The sequence below is a fragment of the Pedobacter kyungheensis genome, from assembly GCF_000812965.1.
Classification (GTDB): domain Bacteria; phylum Bacteroidota; class Bacteroidia; order Sphingobacteriales; family Sphingobacteriaceae; genus Pedobacter; species Pedobacter kyungheensis.
Genome location: NZ_JSYN01000023.1, coordinates 96,877 through 115,168, shown reverse-complemented (window position 1 = coordinate 115,168; position 18,292 = coordinate 96,877). Strand labels below are relative to the sequence as shown.

The 18,292-nt window shown below is 41.7% G+C and carries 11 protein-coding genes; 3 read left to right on the top strand and 8 right to left on the bottom strand.

Annotated features, from left to right (window positions below):
• Positions 1-36 precede the first annotated feature (36 nt).
• The 5 genes from OC25_RS18530 to OC25_RS18510 all read right to left on the bottom strand — a co-directional run bounded on the left by OC25_RS18530 (position 37) and on the right by OC25_RS18510 (position 8,873).
• Positions 37-1,188: a CaiB/BaiF CoA transferase family protein gene (locus OC25_RS18530; protein WP_039479120.1), complete on the bottom strand. Its 1,152-nt coding sequence runs from the start codon at positions 1,186-1,188 to the stop codon at positions 37-39.
• Positions 1,185-2,345: an ABC transporter substrate-binding protein gene (locus tag OC25_RS18525; RefSeq protein ID WP_039479118.1), complete on the bottom strand. Its 1,161-nt coding sequence runs from the start codon at positions 2,343-2,345 to the stop codon at positions 1,185-1,187. Before OC25_RS18525 ends, OC25_RS18530 begins: the two co-directional genes overlap by 4 nt.
• 128 nt (positions 2,346-2,473) lie before the next feature.
• Positions 2,474-5,008 (bottom strand): glycoside hydrolase family 2 TIM barrel-domain containing protein, encoded by a 2,535-nt coding sequence (locus tag OC25_RS18520; protein WP_245222067.1) that lies wholly within the window; start codon positions 5,006-5,008, stop codon positions 2,474-2,476.
• A 3-nt stretch (positions 5,009-5,011) separates the two neighbouring features.
• A complete protein-coding gene (locus tag OC25_RS18515; RefSeq protein WP_039479117.1) occupies positions 5,012-6,118 on the bottom strand; it encodes a glycoside hydrolase family protein in 1,107 nt (368 codons plus the stop codon).
• 1 nt (position 6,119) lies between these two features.
• Positions 6,120-8,873: a family 78 glycoside hydrolase catalytic domain gene (locus tag OC25_RS18510; protein ID WP_039479116.1), complete on the bottom strand. Its 2,754-nt coding sequence runs from the start codon at positions 8,871-8,873 to the stop codon at positions 6,120-6,122.
• A 272-nt stretch (positions 8,874-9,145) separates the two neighbouring features.
• Here OC25_RS18510 and OC25_RS18505 point away from each other — a divergent pair, with 272 nt between their 5' ends.
• Positions 9,146-9,919 carry an IclR family transcriptional regulator gene (locus OC25_RS18505; protein ID WP_039479114.1) on the top strand — a complete coding sequence of 258 codons (774 nt, stop codon included), beginning with the start codon at positions 9,146-9,148 and terminating at the stop codon, positions 9,917-9,919.
• Between the two features lie 158 nt (positions 9,920-10,077).
• Positions 10,078-11,370, top strand: a complete 1,293-nt coding sequence (locus OC25_RS18500; protein ID WP_039479110.1) for a GH36-type glycosyl hydrolase domain-containing protein — start codon at positions 10,078-10,080, stop codon at positions 11,368-11,370.
• 289 nt (positions 11,371-11,659) lie between these two features.
• Here the strand turns inward: OC25_RS18500 and OC25_RS18495 are convergent, their stop codons facing one another.
• The 3 genes from OC25_RS18495 to OC25_RS18485 all read right to left on the bottom strand — a co-directional run bounded on the left by OC25_RS18495 (position 11,660) and on the right by OC25_RS18485 (position 17,314).
• Entirely contained in the window at positions 11,660-14,002 is a 2,343-nt protein-coding gene (locus tag OC25_RS18495) for a GH92 family glycosyl hydrolase (RefSeq protein ID WP_039479106.1), read from the bottom strand.
• Between the two features lie 14 nt (positions 14,003-14,016).
• The gene (locus tag OC25_RS18490; protein WP_039479104.1) at positions 14,017-15,420 is read right to left on the bottom strand and encodes a sugar porter family MFS transporter; all 1,404 of its coding nucleotides are present in this window, start codon (positions 15,418-15,420) and stop codon (positions 14,017-14,019) included.
• A 67-nt stretch (positions 15,421-15,487) separates the two neighbouring features.
• Positions 15,488-17,314 (bottom strand): class I mannose-6-phosphate isomerase, encoded by a 1,827-nt coding sequence (locus OC25_RS18485; RefSeq protein WP_039479102.1) that lies wholly within the window; start codon positions 17,312-17,314, stop codon positions 15,488-15,490.
• A gap of 231 nt (positions 17,315-17,545) precedes the next feature.
• Between OC25_RS18485 and OC25_RS18480 the strand changes: the two genes are divergently transcribed.
• Positions 17,546-18,277 carry a GntR family transcriptional regulator gene (locus tag OC25_RS18480; protein ID WP_039479099.1) on the top strand — a complete coding sequence of 244 codons (732 nt, stop codon included), beginning with the start codon at positions 17,546-17,548 and terminating at the stop codon, positions 18,275-18,277.
• Positions 18,278-18,292: the final 15 nt, after the last annotated feature.

The following is an 18,292-nucleotide window of genomic DNA, read 5'->3' as shown; positions in this document are numbered from 1 at the left end:
AGTCCTTCGACAAGCTCAGGATGACAATCCATTAATTTATTTTATTTCAAACTCTCTGTTGATACTTTCCGTATCAAAACCCAATTTTGGCGCAGCTTTAGCCGCGAATAACTTTCTTTTATCCAGCCGGATGGGGCTAACGGTTGTTTTAATGTTTTTTCCGTTCCCTAATTCAAGCTGTTGTTCTATTTCCAGGTTTTTATAGGTACTTAATGCAGTAGCCGTTTGGTAATTGAGCACCTCGGCACACCAGATGCCATTACTTTCTAAAAGATTAACCCAGTTGGCTGTAAGATCCTGTTTAAAGGTTTCGGCCAGACGTAGAATCAGTTTGTCGCGGTTTTCGAAAGCAGAACCAGCTTCTACATACAAATCGCTGATGTCGCACCGGATAATGGCGCAGATGTTCGGCAGGTTGCCCATGGCCATGGCAATGTAACCATCCTGAGTTTGGTACATACCATATGGTGCGCTTAAATAAGCGTGTGCACTACCTTTTGCTCCGCTCCTGTCTGGCAACTTGCCGCCATCATTTAAATAAGTGGTAATTACTTCAAACTGTACATCCAGGATAGATTCGAGCAGACTCACCTCTACCAGTACACTTTTTTGAGTTTTAGCGCGCTTAATTAAGGCCGCCATAATGCCTTGTGCCAGGTGGTTGCCGCACATAATATCCGAAACAGATAAACCAAAGGGCACCGGTCCATCCGTATCTACGCCAGAGAGGAAGGTTAAACCAGAAACAGATTGAACCAATAAATCCTGTCCGGGTTTATTTTTCCAGGGGCCTTCGTTGCCATAACCGGTAACCATGCCGTAAATAATTTTTGGATTGATTTGTTGCACCTGCGCGTAATCCAGCCCAATTTTCTCCATCACACCCGGCCTGAAATTATGTGTCATTACATCTGCTTTGGCGATCAGTTTCTTGAGCTTTGCTAAATCTTCAGGATTTTTTAAATCGGCAGTGTAACTCTCTTTATTGCGGTTAATGGTATGAAATAATAAACTGTCTTCATCCACAAAAAGATTTTTGATGGATAAAGAACGGCAGGCGTCTCCGGTTTGTGGTCGTTCTATTTTGATCACACGTGCGCCTAAATCAGCCAGTTTTAAACCAGCAGATGGTCCTGCCAGAAACTGACAAAACTCTAATACCAAAAGTCCTTCTAACGGCCTGTTCATGATACTGCTAAACTTTTAGATTGCTGATATAACTCGTTCAACGCAGATAAAACTGTCATTTCATCGCCCTTACCCATTAAATAATTGCGCACTACATCACCGGCATGATCCTGAAAATACATGGAGCCATGGTAGCGGGGGCGTAAGAATGCTCTTTGTAAGGCTGGTAATGTGTTGGTAAAATATTGCTGGCTCTGGCGGTTCACCTCCTCATTTTTCCATGCAGCCAGATGCCCGGGCTGCCCTCCGCTTTCGAAATACAAGGTAGCCTGACAAGCCGGCGAACCAACAAACTCAACATATTTGGCTGCCATTTCGAGTTCGGCACATTTAGCTGAAATAGCCAAGCCAGTGCCGCCTAAGGTGCTTCTTAAATTTGTTTTGCCATTCACTGATATCATATCATGAAAGTGCAGCACTTTTCGTGCATAACCATTTCTCGAATAATTGGCATAACCGTAGGCAAAGGGGCAATAAGCAATCTGATCCGTTTGGGTCATGGCTTCATATACCTGAATGGGGTTTCTGTTGAAATTTGCGGGATCTATTTTTGATGCCAGCTGACGGTACATTTGTAGCGCCTTTACACCGATTTCAGTTGAAATTACAGTTTCATCGTTCTGGCAGGGATCTTCGCCCAAAGAGCAGCAAAGCGTGTAGAAATTCATTAACACATCTATCGGAATGCCTGCAAAGGCTACCAGGCCTGCATCGGCCAGTGTCATTAAGTCTTCAAAAGATTGAGGCAGGGAAAAACCCTTTTCAGCCAGTAAATCTGGCCGGCTGGCAGCTACAGGTGTGGCTGCATCGATGGATAATGCCCATAAATGACCATCGTAAGTATAACTTTCGTAAGATTGCCCTACAGAATTCTCTTCCTGATCTTTTAAATAGGCGTAACTGAGATAAAAATCCAAAGGAACAATCGACTTGGTTTTGGCGGCAAAGCCCGCCCAGGGGTGATCAATCACCAATAAGTCGAAACGCTCTGCCAGCTCCTGGATAGAGAAATCGGCAAATTGCTGCAAGCTCCGCTTTTCCCAGGTGATGTTTACATTGGGGTGCAATTCTGAAAACCGCTGTGCAGTTGCCACCATTGGCAATAAGCCACGACTGTGGTTCCAGGTTATTCCTTTTAAATTGATCGTCTTCTCCACTTATTCTTATTATTTATTTTTGTCATGGTTCGTGTCCACACGAACCATCTTTTATTTTTAACCACAAAGGGCACAAACACTTTTATATCTTACTGGTTGGTGCCACACCAACCAGCTTTGCAACGCATTTATTTATTTGTTCCAATTTCTATAACTGCCGATGACAAACCTGCCGATGTTGCTGTTAGCTTAATCACCCCTGCTTTTTCTGTAGCCTGCAAAATAGCCAGGCATAAACCATGAAAAGCTTTGCGGTAGCTCGCTTTAAAAGGCTCTAAACTTGCCTGAAAACCATTATCTACACCTGCAATAAATCCATTGCCTTCTACTTTAAAATCAACCAGGTTATCGGCATTTGGCACTACATTTCCTGCTTTATCTAAAATGCGTACGGTGATAAATGATAAATCTTTACCATCGGCTTTAATCTGTTTTCTATCGGCTATTAATTCAATTTTAGCCGGATCGCCGGCAGTTTTTACTTCACGAACCAAAACCTCTTTTCCATTTTTGCGCGATACGGCTTTAAGCGTTCCCGGAACAAAATTTACGTTCCACTGCACGTGCAAATCATCATTCTGTTTCGATTTTTTACCTAAAGATTTTCCATTCAGGTACAGCTCTACCTCATCAGCCTGATTGTAGTAAGCCCAAACCTCTACAGATTTGCCCGCTTCCCAGTTCCAGTGTGGCAGGATATGCAGTACCGGTTTATCGGTCCACTCGCTTTGGTACATGTAATACGAATCTTTAGGGAAACCCGCTAAATCGACAATTCCGAAATACGAGCTGCGTGCAGGCCATGGATAAGGTAATGGCTCACCGAGATAATCAAAACCCGTCCAGACAAAAAGACCTGAAACATGATCGTATTTTTTGGCGGCTTTCCATGTTTCTTCATGTGTAGAGCCCCAATAAGCTGAAACATTATCGTAAGCAGAGGCCGACCATTCGCTGTTGCCTTCGGTAAATTTGGTTTTTCCGTCCCTGGGCCAGCGACGGATAGTATCTGCCGTATCATAAAAACCTCTGGTTTCTAACGCTGATGTGGTTTCGGTGGCCAGAAACTTAACGCCGGGATAGTTTTTAGGCCAATCTTTATACAATTTATGGTTATAGTTTAATCCGTAAATATCCAACGCATTGGCCTGGTAAATAAAGTTCTTTTTGGCATCGGTTTCGGTTAATGCCGAGATCACCGGGCGACTTTGATCGAGGGTTTTAACTGTAGCCACCAACTCTTTGGTTAGTGCTACACCGGTACTGTCGAACTGCTCGCGGATTTCGTTTCCAATGCTCCATAAAATAATGGAAGGGTGATTGCGGTCGCGGAGAATCATATCTTCCAGATCGCGTTTATGCCATTCGGGGAAATTGAGGTGATAATCGTTTTTGTTTTTCTTTTTCGCCCACATGTCAAATGCTTCATCCATTACGAGAAAACCCATTTCATCACATAAATCTAAAAACTCAGGTGCTGGCGGATTGTGAGCCGTGCGGATGGCGTTCACCCCCATGGCTTTCATGATTTCGAGCTGGCGTTCCATGGCGCGAACATTTACAGCAGCGCCCAAAGCACCTAAATCGTGGTGTAGGCAAACACCCAGTATTTTGGTTGGTAAGCCATTTAAAGAAAAACCCTTTTCTGCATCAAAATTGAAGGTTCTGAATCCGAATTTAGTTTCATAAGTATCGATAGGCTTGTTGTTTTGCAAAATTTGCGTAACCACTTTATACTGTGCAGGCCTTTTTAACGACCAAAGCACAGGGTTTTTAAGCTCACTATCGCTGTTAACGATTATTCCTGCTGTATCTACTTTGATGTTTTGTGCCTGTGTTTTTAAGATCAGTTTCCCATTGCCATCATAGATGCTATGTACTAAAACTGCGGCCTGCTGTTTCGAAGTTTTATTCTGGATTTGCGTTTTTATACTCACTTTTCCATCAGTACCCGTAGTTACAAAAGTGCCCCATTTGGCCACGGCAACTTTGGCAGTAGTAGTTAACCATACGTTTCTGTAAATTCCAGAACCAGAGTACCAGCGAGAATCAGGCTGCAAAGAATTATCAACCTTCACAGCAATGATGTTATTTCCTGACTTTAAGAATCTACTGATTTCGTAAGCAAAAGAGCTGTAGCCATAAGGACGTTTACCCAAATAGTGGCCATTTACCCAAACCTCGCTGTTTTTATAAACGCCGTCAAACTCAACGGTAACCAGTTTGTTTTTAAAATCGGCAGGCGCCGTAAATGTTTTCCTGTACCAGCCAATACCTGTCGGCAGACCACCACCCTCAGGTTTAGCAGGGTTCTTTTCGTCAAATTTCCCTTCAATGCTCCAGTCGTGCGGTAAATTAACTTTTCTCCATTTGGAGTCATTGTATAGCGAATTCCTGGCGGATGGATCATCACCCAGGAAAAATTTCCAGTCTTGGTTGAAGCTGGTTTTTACTCGGGATTCTCTATCGGTTGGTGTCTCCCCGACCGATAATTGTCTATCATGGTTGGTGCCTTGCGAAAAGATTTCTCCCCGCCTGTACGGGCAGGCATTCCGCTGCGCTCCGGTCGAAATGACGAATAATGGATTAGCATCACAATTTTGCGAGGCTAATAATCCCAGCAGGGATACCATAAAAACCTTATAAATGCCCGGTATTCTCATTTCTTAATTTTGAACAAAATTCACTTTACTTTTTCCTAAATCCTTCGAAGTAGCCACAGCAATGCCCCGCTGGTCTTGTTTGTTCACGGCACAATAAAAGTGGAAAACAATGCCTTTGTACTTAATGACGAACGATTTGTGCGCATATAACTCATCATATTTTTCCGATGATTCGATCAGGTTATTACCCGTCCAGTCAGTCCAGTTGACGAGATCTTTAGATACCGCAAAACGGTTAAAAGAACCTTTTCTGTCCTGCCAGAACGCACCGAAATAAAACATTACATAATTGCTTCCTATCTGCTGGATTACCGCATCACCAGTAATGCCAACCGGATGATGTACAACCGGATTTTTCAGGTAGCGTTGCCAATGCACCATATCGTCTGATACGGCCATGCCAATGCGTTCGTACCAACGTGTTTTTTTATTGTTTGCCAGCGAATCGCCAACAGCGTTGTAATACATCACAAAAGGATGGCCCGTTAACTTTTTCTGATCGGCAATCACCGTACTTTTAAATAGTTTATGTCGGTTTTCCCACCAACGTACATCGCTGTCGAGCGAACTTAAAACCGGTTGATCCAGTCGTTTCCACTCCTGCACAATCGAGGGATGTTGATTTATATAAGCCATGCCAATAGATAAAGGCTCTACCTCGTATCCACGTGCTTTGCCACCGAAATACGACATCCAGTATTTGCCATTAAAGCTGTTAGCCTGGTAACTACCTCCCCATTTGATATCTAAAAGTGCATTGTAGCCTGCTTTCTGGTTATCGTCCCATTTGCCTGAATCTTCGAACGACATTAACTTACCCTGATTTTTCCAGTGCAGTAAATCGCTGCTTTTTGCCATCCAGGTTTCGTAACCGCGACCGCTAAAAATCAGATAAGTCATGTACCAGTATTTGCCTTTTCTAAAAATGGTTGGACAATCCATTTTATGTTCTTTATCGTTCGGTACCATAACCAGTCCGTATTTGAAAGGCGTTTTCACTTCCTGGTAAATTTTTTCCATTTCGGCAGCAGATACCGGATTTTTAGCTTCTTGAGCAAATGCTGTAGCTGTTGTTAAAAGGCCTATCAGATATATCCAGATCGTTCTCATGCTACTTCACTTTAAATTTATAATAACCCGAACCGATCGCTACCTGGGTTCTGCCATTGGCTGTGCCCAGGTTTTGGAATTTAGTATTGTTAACCTCTGTAAGGCTTTGTTTAGCTGAAACCGGAATATACACCACAGCGGTGGTATTCACCGGAATATTTATGGCTATTTCGAAACCCTCAGTCGTTTTTTTCCAGTCGGTAGCAATTTTACCATAAGCCGATTGGTAACTCGTTGTTGCAGCAGTTAAATCGCCAACTATCTCAGGGTAAATTTTAATCCGGTTAAAGGCTACCGAGTTTTCATCCTGACGGATCCCGCCCACTCCACTGTAAAACCACTCCATTAAATGCCCCAGCATAAAATGATTATTGGAAACCGTAGGTAGTGCAGCCCAGCTTTCGGTTAAAGCGGTAGCACCTTTGGCTAATTGCATGCCATAGCCGGGTACATCGCTACGGCTATTCATGTCGAAAATCACATCCGAGCGTCCGGCATCTTCTAAAACGCGTAGTACATACCGATAGCCAATATCGCCTGCTGTTAATCCGTTGTTTTTATTTCTAATGTCTTTTACAAGATTATCGATAACTACCTGTTTATCTTTTCCTTCAACTAAACCCATATAAACAGCCATGGCATTGGCCGTTTGGCTACCCGAGCCGTATTGCCTGGTTTCTGGATTAAAGAATTTGGCATTAAATGCATCTCGTACTGAAATTGCAAGTTTGGCATATGCTAGCGCATCAGCTTTTTTACCCAATAGGGTGGCTATTTTTTCAAGGATTTTTAAATCATAATAATAAATAGCAGTGGCTGTAATGCCCATTGGTGTAAGCTGGGAAACGCCCGGTGGTTTTGGCCCAAGGTCATACCAATCCCCCAAGCCTTGCGATAAGATGTGGTTACTGGCTTTGGTGCCTAAATATTGGATGTAACGCTGCATGGTGGGATAATTATTGGCCAAAGCCTGTTTATCGCCATACCATTTGTACAAATCCCAGGGTACTAAAATACTGCTGCTTCCCCATTCAGGCGAATCGCGGAACATATCGCCTCCCCATTCAAATTTAACGTACTCAGGCGCAATTTCAGGAACGAGTCCGTTGGCTAGCTGCGAATTTTGCATGTCGACTGAGGCTTTTGCAAACAATGGTGCAGCAGCATAATTGTAATTTACCGAGCTGCCCATTAAATGCAATTGCTCTAACCAGCCGAGTTTTTCGCGGTGTGGGCAGTCGGTAAAAACACTAACCATATTACTTTTAATTCCCCAATCTATCAGTTTAAAGGTTTTGTTAAACAATTCGTTTGAAGAGGTGAATTCGCCAACAGTTGGAGCTGCATTGCGTACATGCAGGCCTTTTAAATCTTTGATAATGGCGTTGTTCAATGGGTTTTCTTTCCCGTCCGGAACGCCTCCTTTAACCTGCAGATAGCGGAAACCCGAGTAGAAAAAACGTGGCCGCCAGGTTTCGATGCCCTCACCATTTAAAATATAGGTAAAGTAAACAGGCCCACCCATGTTTTTCTGGGTAACAGTGCCATCTTCTTTTAATAATTCGGCTGGTGTAATGCGGATGGTGTCGCCTTTTTTGCCGCTCACCTGGAGTTCAATAATGCCCGATGCGTTTTGTTCGAGATCATAAACCCAGTCACCATTAGCAGATGGTGTAATCTGCTTTGCCGGAAAATGATCGAAAATTTTAACAGGCTCTTCTTTCTGGGCGTTTAGCTTCGGACCATTCACAACCAAAGGGGTTTTCCATTTGCTATCGTTGAAAGCTGCCTGGTTCCAGTTTTTTTGTGCTAAACCTGCGTTATAATCTTCGCCACCATAAATACTGGAAAAAGTAACTGGTGAAGGTGCCGTTTTCCAGCTTTCGTTGCTGATTACATTGGCCGAAGTACCATCTGTATATTCGATCAGTAAACGGCAGATCATTTTCGGGAAGCCATAAGCCACTTTTAATTTCCGGTACCTTTCTTTTACTGGTGGAATGTAGTAAAAGCCATTCCCAAGCATTACGCCAACAGCATTTGCGTCCTTTTTTAGTTGTTTGGTAATGTCGTAAGTTACATATAAAGCTTCGCGATCATATTTGGTCCAACCAGGTGCTAAGTAATCATCTCCTACTTTCTCGCCATTCAAACTCATCTCAAAATGGCCTAATCCGGAAATAAAGGCGGTAGCCTTTTTAATGCTTTTGGTTACTGCAAATTCCTTACGGAACATCGGCAGTATATTATTGCCGGTAAATTTGTCTTTTTTACCATCCGTAGGCAACGCGTTTACGTTCGAATCGGCCAGTTTCTCGTAAGCAATCCATTTTGCGCCCTTCCAGTCAGCCGCATTTAACAAGCCCATCTGGAAAAATGCGGGTTCACTCCAGGCAGATTGCTTGCCCTGGTTATCCCAAACTTTGATTTTCCAATAATACTTTTGCGCTGACTGGAGTTCTGCTCCTTTATATTTTATCTGGATCGATTGATTAGAAGTAATCTTTTTCGAATCCCATACTTCACCTTTATCTTGCTTAAGGGCGGTCAGACTTTTTGAAACTAAAATTTGATAAGCAGTTTGCATGATATTATGCTTATCCGAAACCATTTGCCAGCTAAAATGTGGTTGCGCAGCATCAATTCCCATTGGATTTGTGCGGTATTCGCAGCTTAAATGCGATATCTTAACCTCCTGAGCAAACAGCGGAAAAGTAAACAGGTAAAAAAAAGAAAAGATTACAAGTTTGTTCATTAGCCGTACAGATCGCTTTCGATGCTTGATTTAGGTTTATAGTTGGTTATCGTGCTCAATTTAGTTAGAAATAAATTCTTAGCCCATATAGCATAAGCTGTAGAATTTGCTTAACTTTAAATTTTACAAGTAATTCAAATATAAATCTTTTTTTTAAATATGAAAACATATATTCATGTAATAATTATATAATTTCATTCTGAATGAGAAATATGAATGCATTTTGTATGTTTGGAACTGTAAAAAATACGATACAACCAAATTAAACCTGTATGAAAGAAAATGAATCGAAGTATCAGGCGCCAGCTTTAGATAAAGGCCTTGATATTTTAGAGTATCTATCGGCGCAATCTATTCCCTTATCACAAACCGAAATTGCCATTGGTATTGAAAAAACACCGAATGAAATTTATAGGATGCTGATGAGTCTGGAAAGCCGTGGTTATATTTTACGCGATGAGGTTTCGGGGAAATACCGGTTATCGCTTAAACTTTTTTACCTTTCGCACCGCCACTCACCTATTGATGAGTTGAGAAAAGCGGCGCAGTTTCCGTTAGAAGAACTGGCCAATTCGGTGCGCCAATCCTGTCACCTCAGTATTTTGTATATGAACCAGGTAATGGTCATTATCCATGCAAAAAGTCCGGGGCCAATTGCCCTTTCTATTGAAGAAGGAAACCTGTTTCCGTTACCATTAACCGCATCGGGTAAAGTATTACTGGCTTATATGCCCGAAGCCGAGCGGAATACGGTATTAAAAAACAATGCTATTTTTAAAAAATACGCCAAACCACAGCAGGAAGATTTCTTAAACTCTTTGACCGAAATTCAGCAAACGGGCTCCTATTTCAAAAACAGTGATGCTGTTTCGGGTGTAACCGATATTTCGGTGCCCATTGGTATTGCCAACAACAATGGCATTATTGCCTGTTTAACCATTTCGATGTTGAACGCTTTAAATTCTGATCAGGCGATTGACAGCAAGGTAATTTTAGCCGAAGCCAACAAATGCGTTAAAAAGATTGAACAAAGAATTGGTGTTTAACTGAATTAGCCATGGGTTTAAACCCAATGCAAACAGAGGTGTAATTATATTGTGAAACTGTTTGATAATTGATTAAATGTATATATGTTTGTACATATAGATTATGAATAGTTAAGTGCTTCAATATGAGGTAGCAAAAACAGTATAAATTATAACCGATGAATAAAAATATTGCATTAGCCATGTTTATTGCACTGGCGACGCCCGGTGTATCTTTAGCCCAGGCGAAGGCTATTACACAAAAGGCACACCAAAATGTATCCCCTGCGGTCATGAATCAGGTTAAAACCATGGCCGAGGCGTTGATCAAGAAAGGTGTTACGGCCGGAGATGGCTATGGTGAAGTGTGGATCAGGGATTTGAATACCTTTATCGAATTAAGCTGTAAGGTTAACGATAAATCGCAGATCAGGAAACACCTGATAACCTTTTTTCAGTTTCAACAAGCAGATGGTGCTATCCTGGATGGATATATCCCCTCAAAACAGGCCGGATCTGAAGGTACATTTTACAAATCGGATTTAGTACCGGGATACCTCGGACATAAAAATACCGTGGAAACTGATCAGGAAACCTCCTTAATTCAAGCCATAGCGAAATACATCAATATTACGGGCGATAAATCCATTTTAAATGAGCAGGTAGCCGGCTTACCGGTTAAAAAGCAAATGGAAAGGGCTATGGATTTTCTGATGAAAGAAAGGTTTAATGAGAAGTATGGCTTAATCTGGGGAGCAACCACTGCCGATTGGGGCGATGTGCAACCTGAGCAAGGCTGGGGTGTTGTGATTGACGAGAATACCCACCGTGCCATTGATATTTACGATAACGCCATGTTTTTAATTGCCATAAACGATTTTATCCAGGTTGGAGATTTAAGTCCTGCGCAGATTACCAAATGGAAAGGCATTTATAAAAGCGTGCGTGAAAATATCAATAAATATTTGTGGGATGATAAAGCGCAAAAATACATTCCACACATTTATTTAAACGGCTCTCCTTTTCCGGCTTCTTTTGATGAATCGAAAGTTTACTATCATGGTGGTACAGCAGTGGCCATTGAAGCTGGCTTGTTAACCAAAAAACAGGTAAAGGAAGCTTATGAAAAGATGCAACAAAACGTAAAAGATGCCAATGCGGCAACTATCGGACTTACGCTCTACCCTGTTTATCCGGCCGGCTCTTTCCAAAATAAGGTAATGGGACCATATTCTTACCAAAATGGCGGCGATTGGACCTGGTTTGGCGGCAGAATGGTTACGCAGCTCATCAGGTATAATTTACTGGCTGAAGCTAAAGAGGCACTTGACCCGATGTTGGCACGCGTAATCAGCAACAATGGCTTTTATGAATGGTATACACCAGATAATAAACCCAAAGGATCATCGAGTTTCAGAGGTGAAGCTGGTGTATTGTGGACAGCAATAACGGAACTGGAGAAAAAGAAATAGCAGATTTATCTGTATAAAAACGAAAAAAGGGATAATGAACCGAATGTTTATTATCCCTTTTTCTATTCGTCATTGCGAGAAGGAACGACGAAGCAATCTTACAAGGTGATTGTAGCGATCGTATTAAGATTCCCATCCGATAGCTATCGGATCAAGTTGGGAATGACGGATCCCCAAAGAAGACCGACATCTCGATCCTATAGTAATCGTATTATTGCAGCATCTAAAACACCCCGTCCTTCGGATACCCCTCTAAAAGAGGGGAATTAAGATCTACGCATAAGTTTAATCAATACACATCTTTCGGCATCTTTCCCATTTGCACAACCAATTTTCCGCCGTTTTGAATGTCCTTCAGTTTCATAAAAGGAGCTCTTAAGGGCTTACCATTCAAAGAAAAGTACTGGACGTATTGGTTTTCGGTATTATTATTTAGGGTTACAATTTCGAAATCTTTACCACTGAAGTATTTTTTATTGCCTTTAATCCGGATAGTCTTAAAAATGGGTGCCGAGAGGCCGATTTCTGGTGAGGCATCGGTAAATCCCTTTACATCAAAAATCCCCATCGAAGCCATCACGTACCAGGCACCAAGCTGGCCCTGATCCTCATCCTGACCATATCCGTAACCATGGATGCCTTCAGTGCCGTAAAATTCATCCATAATTTTTCTGACCCACTTTTGCGTAAGTGATGGTTTTCCGGAGAAATTAAAAAGCCACGAAGTATGCAGATTGGGCTGATTGCCATGGTTATACAAACCTTCAAGTCCGGAAAAAGCATCTAAGGTTGTACCACCCCCAAATTTATTTTTTTCTGATACCGTAAAAATACTATCCAGCCTGTTGTTAAAATCAGTGTTACCAATAGCATCAATTAAAGCGTTTGGATTCTGTGGTACATAAAAGGTGTATTGCCAGGCATTTCCTTCCTGAAAACCTCTCCAGGCCTGTTTGGGATTAAAATTGGATATAAATTTACCTTGCTCGTCCTTTGGTCTGATGAATTTAGTAGCAGGGTCGAAAATGGTTTTCCAGGCGTTTGAAGGCGTAGTTAATTTCTGGTAATCGGCTGTTTTGTTTAAAAGTCTTGCCCATTGACCAACTGCATAGCTACTAAAGGCATATTCAAGGGTATGCGATGCCGAGAACTGCCAGCGCTCGCTGGCGCCACTTCCACTGTCTAGATGGTTTACATAACCATATTTTAAAAATCTATCCAAATCTGATTTACCCGCTCCAAACGGCCGGTTTTGAAATTCCAGTTCATTTTTAAGTGCAGCCTGATAAGCAGTTTTTACATCAAAATCGCGAATTCCGGAGGTATAGGCGGCTGCTATAGCCAAACTCACAAAATTGGTACCTACACCAGATACATAGCGGCTATTGGCAATCCCGTCAGCTAACCATCCGGAATCTTTATAAACCAATAACTGACTTTTAACCCAATCTGAATAATATTCGGGATAAGCTACAGCCCAAAGCTGGGTTAAATTCCAGAAAGCGCCCCAGATAGCGTCGGTATTGTAATGGTTGTGAAGCGGCACATGGTTTTTGTCAAGTGGAATCTGGCCAATTCCTCCATCGTTTTTAGGGTAAGCGCCGTTGACATCACTGGCCAACCCACGTCCTGATAAAGCATGGTATAAGCCAGTATAAAACTTGGTGAGATTTGCTTTATTATCAGATGTTACCCTGATTCTTCCCAAATAACTGCCCCAGGTATTTAGCGCCTGTGTTTTAGCCTGATCAAAGGAAAGATTTGCTGCTTCTTTATTCAGATTAAGCCTTGCGTTAGCTATCGAGGTATAAGAAAGTCCGGCTTTTATAGTAATGCTCTCCTTTTCATGCGTATTAAAAGTGAGGTATAAACCTGCCCCTTTGCCTGTAGTACTTTTGCTTCCTTCGGTAATCTGCGCTCCGGTAAATGTGCCAAATTTTGCAGGTCTTTTACTCGCTACGGCAGAGAAGTACATTTTTACATCTGCACCGGGCTGATATTTCTGTACATAAACCGGTTTTGTAATTACATAACCTTCAATTCTGCCATCTTTGGTCAGGTATACTTGAGCATCACTTACTTCGCCACTTTCTCCCTGCTGGTGCCCGATATCGAAAAGGATATTAGCCTGAGTTGATTTTGGAAAAGTATAGCGGTGAAAAGCCACCCTTTTAGTCGCAGTTAATTCAGCTTTAATGCCATAATCTTTCAGCAATACCGAATAATAACCAGGTGTGGCAACTTCATCTTTGTGGTCGAAAGTAGAACGGTAACCTGTCTCAGGATGCTCTAAACTTCCTGCCAGTGTTTGCAGCTTTCCGGTTGATGGCGCAAAAACAACTCCGCCAATCTGAAATTCGTGAAAATTAGCAAAACCTTCAATGGAGTTATGCCTTTCATCATAACCTACAGCTTCCCAGCCACTTTTATTGCCGTACGAACCATTGGTAGATGGCGCAGCTTTGGCCATTCCAAAAGGAACTGCCCCGGGCGTAAAATAAAACCAGCGACTGTGGGCCGTACCAATCCGCGGGTCGGCATAGGTTAATAGGTCGTGGTCTGATTGTGCACTTACCGGTTTGTAAAATAAGTTAAGCAATAATAAAGCAGTAAGCTTATATTTTAAATTCATAGGATTTTTATCTTTTAATGAAAAAACACGGGTTTATCTCCTTCTTGTTTCCACTCGCTCTCTATTTGCTCTAACGATTTTCCTTTGGTTTCGGGAAGCAATTTGTAAACTGCAATAAAGGCTATGGTACAGAAAAAGGCGAAGAACCAAAATGTACCTGCACTACCCAGTTCGTTTAATAAATTGGGGGTAATTTGCCCCACAATGGTATCGGCTACCCACATCACCATAATGCTGATGGCTAATGCTCTTCCACGAATAGCTCCGGGAAAGATCTCTGCTGCCACAACAAATTTTAAGGGGCCAATAGAGCATGCAAAAAATGCAAGGAAGGCCAAAACACATACCAACAGCCAAATGCTTGAGGTAGCATTAAAATAAAAACATACACCAGTTAAAATCAGCGAAATGGCTGCACCGGCCGTTCCGTAAAGATAAAGTGGTCTCCTTCCCCAGCTATCTACTTTCCAGATGGCGAACAGGGTAAAGAGTACATTCGCGAGCCCAAAAATTACCTGGCTGATGAGTGAATTACTTAAAGATATACCCGCATTTCCGAGTATTCTTGGACCATAATAGATAATGGCATTGATACCGCTAAACTGAGAAAATAAAGGCAATAAGATGCCGATTAACAAAGCTTTACGCATTGCTGGTGCGAATAATTCTTTATATGAACTTTTGGTGCCGTTGCTTTCTGATGCAAACTGTTTGGGGTCAATTTCAGTTTGCGCCTGTCCGTTAATTTTACTAATGATTAAAGTGCCGGCTGCGATATGGCCTTTTTGTATGAGCCATCTCGGACTTTCGGGTATCAGTAATAATCCAAATAAAAATAAAACTGCCGGTAGTACCCCCATTCCCAGCATACCGCGCCAAACTTCGTGATTAAAAAGCGTGCTTAAAGCTGAAGTATTTGTTGAACTTGTTGAGACACCACTTAGCAGGGCTGCGTTGCTGAGATAAGCAACCAAAATGCCCAGTGTAAGTGCAAACTGGTAATAGGTAACTAAACGCCCTCTGATGTGTGCAGGGGCGATTTCTGAAATATATAAAGGCACTACGTTTGAGGCGATACCGATACCAATACCTCCCAGGAGCCTGAAAGCAATAACGCCACTAAGGTTTGGAAATAATGCACAACCCAGGGCTGATGCAACAAAAAGAACAGCTGTTAAAATTAATGGCTTTTTCCGGCCGAATCGGTCGCTAAGTTCTCCTGAAAAGGCCACCCCGATGATGCAGCCTAACAATGCAGAAGATACAAACCATCCCTCTTGTGAGGCACTTAATGCAAACTGTTTTTGCACCAGCGGCAAAACTCCCGATATAACAGCCATATCAAAGCCGAATAAAAAGCCACCCAGCGATGCTACGAGCGTTATTAAAAATACACTGCTTCTTTTTTGCGCACTCATAATTTATATTTTGGTTAAAAATTTAAATGATTTGACAATGGATTGCAAATCATACCCGACTGCTGTTTTATAAATTTACAGCAGTCAGATTGTCTTTTACAAACGCTTTAATTACTTTGGCCCTGTTTGAGCCCTTATTAATCAGGGTATAACTTTCGGCCGCTGCCGGAACTACAAAAGTTTCTGCATAATGAAATTCCGTAATCTGACCATCTGTATTTTTTAGCTGAATGGTACTGCCTTCTACCAACATTAAGATATGACAGGTATTGTTGGTATTAACGGTAATTTCGCCATCAAATTCCATTCGCTGAATAGCATAAAAGTGTTCGCGGTGTGTAGGCAAATGGATTAATTCCCAATCAGCTCCTTTTTCTATTACCGATGGTTTCGAAATTAACTCCTCTTTAACCACCTCACCTTTCCTGCTAAAATCCAGGTTTTTAAAGGCATGTTCTATATTAATTGGTCGTGGTTGACCATCCAGACCTAAACGCACCCAATCGTACATTTTAAAGGTAAAAATATAAGGTGTTGCGCTGATTTCGAGCACAAGATTGTTGGCTCCGGCACTGTGTACAGTACGGTTTGGGATTAAAAAAAGATCATGCTTTTGGGCATCATGTACCTGCACAAACTGTTCGATATCTATTTCCTGCTTTAACTGCTGACTCTTAATTAAGGCCTGATTAAATTCAATTGGATTAATATCTTCCTGAAAACCCAAATACACTTTTGCATCGTCTTTACATTCCAAAATGTAGTAGGTTTCATCTTGCGTAATGTTTTCGCCAAATTCTTCACGGATATATTTTAATGAAGGATGGCATTGGATGGAAAGGTTTCCGCCATCCATGGTATCGAGAAAATCGAATCTGATTGGAAATTCGGTACCGAAAATGGAAGCATGTTTGCCCAATACCGATTGATTTTCGCTAAACATCAGAAAATCAAAAGTAACCTCTAACAGGTTTCCGCTGCTTTCGAAAATAATGCCATTCTCGGGAACAATCATTTCGAAAGACCAGGCATAATTTATCTCATCTTTATTCAATCCTTCAATATTTTCCTGCATCCAATGCCCACCCCAGGCACCAGCCTCAAACCATGGCCTAACCCGAAATACCGATTGGCTGATCTGTTTTAAACCTTTGTTCAGTTCATTGGCCTCGACCCACTTTATCGATGATTTGTGTTGCGCATCAGCAACTACACTTATGCGCTTTAAAATTTCTGCTTTATGGTTATTCAACACCGGCCAATCTACAAAATAAAACCGTTTGTACATTTCGAAGGCACTTGCTGTAGTGGCAGCGCCCAGGTTGGTAATGGAACCTGCACGCATGCGGTATTGAATTTCGTTCTTAGGAATATCGAGGTAAATGATTGGTGCATCCCAATTAAGCAAGGCTGCCCCTACGCCAATTACAATATTTACTTCGTATTCCGTATCGGGCTGGTTTGTGCTAAATCCGGTTTCAAAAAAATCATTAAGCTTTAGGTCTGTTTTTTTACCCCAAACACTTTTCGCTTCGCCTAAAAAAGGATTTACCAGTTCCATAACCGTTGCTGCTGTTTTCATTTGATCAGCTGTATGCAACCAGTTAACTTTTACCTGCTTTTTGGTAAATTCTGTTTGTAGCAGTCTTTCGATTTCAGACCAGAATACACCAACATAACCATCTATCAACACGGTTTTTTTTTCAATAATCCAGGCGGCCAATGTGGTAAAGCCATCAAATATTTTGCCCGCTCCTAAAGTGTGTACGGGATAAAGGTTGTAACCCTCTGGCGATGGGTTAAAATCGTGTATGTTTTCAGGCAAAATCTGCTCTCCACTTTGTCTCCATTGTGCTGCTACAGGTGTTTCCTGAGGATTATTTTTTACTTCCATAAATGGATAAATGTTTTATTAAATAACAAATGTATCTATGTATGTACATATATCCTAATTTTTTACTCAAATTCTTTTAACTGGATCGGATTACAGGCATTTGATCACCAAATTTGCCCTGACAGGCTGTATGGATACATACATAGTATTGTTGTTTGTATATGCTTTCTTTATCTTTGTGAGGCTGCATCAGAAAAGTTTGTTTGCTTAAAGCGCTGTAGTCTAAATAAAATGAAATTTTCAATCGACCATAAAAGTCCTGTGCCACTGCATATCCAGGCAGAAGAATTATTGCGGAACCTGATTAAACAGCCGGAATATGCCACTAAATTTTTGCCTAACGAGGTTGACATGGCTAAACAACTGGCTATATCGAGAACAACGTTGCGCCAGGCACTCAATAAATTGGTATATGAGGGCTTGCTGATCCGTAAAAAAGGTATTGGGACTAAAGTTGCTGAGGTTTGTGTGAGCTCGAAAGCCAGTAACTGGCTAAGTTTTTCGCAAGAAATGCAAGCCAGGGGCATTCCGATTAAAAATTTCGAGCTTCACATTAGCTGGGTATATGCTGATGAGAAACTGGCGCATTTCTTTGACATTGGTACCGATAAAAAGGTTTTAAAACTGGAGCGTTTAAGAGGGAAAGAAGAAGGCCCATTCGTTTATTTTATCTCTTATTTTCACCCCAGGATTGGCCTTACAGGCGATGAAGATTTTAAACGCCCTTTGTATGAAATTCTGGAGAAAGACCATTCGATAATTGCGAATCTATCGAAAGAAGAAATAAGCGCTAAGGCGGCCGATAAATTTATGGCTTCGAAACTGGATGTTGAAGTGGGAAGTCCGCTGCTTTTTAGAAAACGTTATGTTTTTGATCAGGCAGAGCGGCCAATTGAATACAATTTAGGCTACTACCATGCCGATAGTTTTGTATACACGGTAGAGAGCCGTCGCGATACCTAATTGAATAGCAAACCG

Bases quoted from the DNA above. Each gene is read 5' to 3' on its own strand.
- OC25_RS18520 (WP_245222067.1), bottom strand. From the start codon at position 5,008: ATGAGAATACCGGGCATTTATAAGGTTTTTATGGTATCCCTGCTGGGA.
- OC25_RS18515 (WP_039479117.1), bottom strand. From the start codon at position 6,118: ATGAGAACGATCTGGATATATCTGATAGGCCTTTTAACAACAGCTACA.
- OC25_RS18505 (WP_039479114.1), top strand. From the start codon at position 9,146: ATGAAAGAAAATGAATCGAAGTATCAGGCGCCAGCTTTAGATAAAGGC.
- OC25_RS18485 (WP_039479102.1), bottom strand. From the start codon at position 17,314: ATGGAAGTAAAAAATAATCCTCAGGAAACACCTGTAGCAGCACAATGG.
- OC25_RS18500 (WP_039479110.1), top strand. From the start codon at position 10,078: ATGAATAAAAATATTGCATTAGCCATGTTTATTGCACTGGCGACGCCC.
- OC25_RS18530 (WP_039479120.1), bottom strand. From the start codon at position 1,188: ATGAACAGGCCGTTAGAAGGACTTTTGGTATTAGAGTTTTGTCAGTTT.
- OC25_RS18480 (WP_039479099.1), top strand. From the start codon at position 17,546: ATGAAATTTTCAATCGACCATAAAAGTCCTGTGCCACTGCATATCCAG.
- OC25_RS18490 (WP_039479104.1), bottom strand. From the start codon at position 15,420: ATGAGTGCGCAAAAAAGAAGCAGTGTATTTTTAATAACGCTCGTAGCA.
- OC25_RS18510 (WP_039479116.1), bottom strand. From the start codon at position 8,873: ATGAACAAACTTGTAATCTTTTCTTTTTTTTACCTGTTTACTTTTCCG.
- OC25_RS18495 (WP_039479106.1), bottom strand. From the start codon at position 14,002: ATGAATTTAAAATATAAGCTTACTGCTTTATTATTGCTTAACTTATTT.